At 32.4% G+C, this 1,143-nt stretch carries 1 protein-coding gene; it reads left to right on the plus strand.

The annotated features are described in order from the left end of the window. Positions 1-1,049, plus strand: a 1,049-nt coding sequence (locus tag BZG77_RS14625; protein ID WP_131826175.1) for a polysaccharide pyruvyl transferase family protein, incomplete at its 5' end; no start/stop codon positions are given. Positions 1,050-1,143 lie beyond the last annotated feature (94 nt).

Below are 1,143 nucleotides of genomic sequence, written 5' to 3' on the forward strand. Positions count from 1 at the left end.
GTAAATGTAAAAATATCCTTTTAACAACATTTCCTGAAACAACAACAAAGAATGTTGGAGATGCAATGATCTCTGACTCATTTGTTAAATTGTTAAATCAACATGTAGATGTTTTTAACTTTGTGACAGTGTTTCGAGGTACTGATCTTGATAAGTTGGATTTAAGATATATCAAAAATATTTTTGCGCCAGGTTTTTCTGTTGTACCTGGAACTCACCCAAAGAATTATAAGCTTTTTAAAGATATAAATAGGTTAAAAGACTTTAGGTTTTATCCGGCAGGGTGTTCATATCAGCATTTTCATCCTTCAGATGGCTCTTTTGAAAATAGATTATATGACGCTAAATCAATTTCTTTCCTAAAGTACTTAAATGAATTATTTGGCCCTTTACCGGTAAGGGATAAGAAAATAGAACAATTAATGTCTAGTTTATCTGTGAGTTCAATTTATAGTGGTGACTTGGTATTGTTTGATCCTGATTTAATTGATAGCCCTTATAAAGGTATTAATAAAATAGAGAGCTTAGCTTTTTCTGTTCAGCATAAAGAAAAATACATCGATCAATCAATTTCCATTATCAAAGCGCTAATTAGCGCCCTGCCTGAAACAAAAATATATATTACATTTCATGGCGAAGAGAATTTAGTCACTGATAAAATAAAACAGTTCGCGAATGAATATAGCATTGAATGCGTACCATTGTCTGGGAGTTCTCAACAATTAGATTTTTATAACAGTATAGATTTTCATGTTGGCTATCGTTTGCATGGGCATATTTCATTTCTTCGTAGAAGAAAGCCAAGCATTCTTTTTGTCGAGGATGCTAGAGCTTATGGTTTTGCAAAAACAGAAAGCACGTCACTAGGGTGTTTCCAAGCTATGGATGGTGATAAAGTATCAGACAATATAGAAGAAGAAGCTCTAGCGTTTATTAGAAAATCACTGTCAAGTAACTTTATGGAATATGAAGGTTTATTTAGGTTTATAGATTCTCAATATTATGAAGTTATAGAACCGTACTTTAGCCGACTTGGGAAAATGATATAATGGACAAGTGTGGTATAATTAGATACGCGCTAGAAAGCAGAGAAATTCCAATAGAAAAAAAAGTTGAAATATTTGATAAAGCACGTCTCACATC

The organism is Salinivibrio sp. IB643 (assembly GCF_001996105.1).
In the GTDB taxonomy this organism is placed as follows: domain Bacteria; phylum Pseudomonadota; class Gammaproteobacteria; order Enterobacterales; family Vibrionaceae; genus Salinivibrio; species Salinivibrio costicola.